Genomic DNA, 1,461 nt, shown 5'->3' on the forward strand with positions numbered 1-1,461 from the left:
CTCCTGCGCAAATGGGAACCAATTGCGCAGGGAATAAAAATCGTTCCCATCGGGGTCAGATAGCTTAAGTTGAGGCAATTCAACTAGTCCAATGCATCCTGATGTTTTATCAGACATTCCAGCAGTCTCCTAAACGCAAAAGCTTATTAATTTTTTCTGTTTCTTTCTAGAGAGGGAGTGCTTAGGAGCTAAACTTTCCCATAAACACTTGCCCTAAATTTGGGGACTTCATGGCCAACAAAACCCATTACGGTCTGTATTTTGACATTACAGGCCGCTATAATAAGAATATAAGCTACAATTTACAGATATCCCAGAAATTTGTCAATAGTCACTGGAACTCAGACAATTATCTGAGTACACGGAGCGCTAGTTGATGATAGAGTCCCTTAGAAAAGTAACACACTTCACAGGTTGCCCATGGACTAAGCTTCCACTGTCAGCAGGGATAAGTATATGGACAAAAATAACCATAATTTATTAATTTTTGTAAAGTTACCAAAATTCTCTCTACTTCCTCCTCCGTTCCCGTAGCGTGGCCGACAGCCTCAGTGCCTGCTCGCTATTTCAACAGTTACTTTTACTTGTGGCCGATTACTTAATTTCTAGCTCAAATTTTGGATCGAACGTAGCTAACCTTACTGGTTCACCCACAGAGTCATAAGGACTTTGTGGGTGCGATCGCTTAAAGCCTCTAGCTAAGTTGTGTTAATCGCCTTACACCATCTTCCGGGTCAAAATTTCTTCTAGCTCGCTTTCATAGAAAAATTTCGATTCACCGAAAGCAGGCTTCAAATCTCCTAACCAGGTTGCCTCAGGATCAAAACTGGCAAAGAAAGGTCGATTGCACCACTGAGGGTTACGAGCTTGTAAAAAAGACAAAACAAACACTTTCTCCCCTTGAATTTCGCTAATACCTTCAATTTTGACTTTTCCTGGTAAGGCAGACATTACCGGACCACGAGCAGTTCGCCCTAATCCCGATACTTGTTGTATGGCTTGACGATAAATTTCCCAAACCTTAACTAAAGGAATTTCAAAATAGTCTTTAGCTCCTGTTTGTCGTTCGACAAACATATAGTAGGGAATACAGCCTAAGCGTACCTGCATTTGCCACATTTTCCCCCAGGTATGGGCTCTATCATTGATGTGGCGAACAACAGGAGCTTGGGTCCGAATTTCCCCTCCCGTTGTGCGAATACGTTGGATTGCTTTTTGAGCGATTTGTGTATCTAGTTCTCGCCAGTGTTCGTAGTGAGCCATGATGGCTAGATGCTTACCCTGTTGCACTACTTTTTCAAATAAACGCAACAAATCATCAGCATCTTCATCGGTGACATATCGGTAGGGCCAATAAGAAAGTGATTTGGTTCCAATGCGAATAGTTTGAATGTGGTCAAATTCCCCTTCTAATAAAGGTTCGATATATAAAGCCAGCTGTCGTGCTTTCATGGTCATCGG

Annotated in this window: 1 pseudogene; it reads right to left on the reverse strand. The window is 42.2% G+C overall.

Annotation, left to right across the window (positions count from 1 at the left end):
- Positions 1–717 precede the first annotated feature (717 nt).
- Positions 718–1,461: pseudogene (locus F6K49_RS48550) on the reverse strand (lysine 2,3-aminomutase); the annotation flags it as partial.

The sequence above is a fragment of the Moorena sp. SIO3I6 genome (assembly GCF_010672095.1).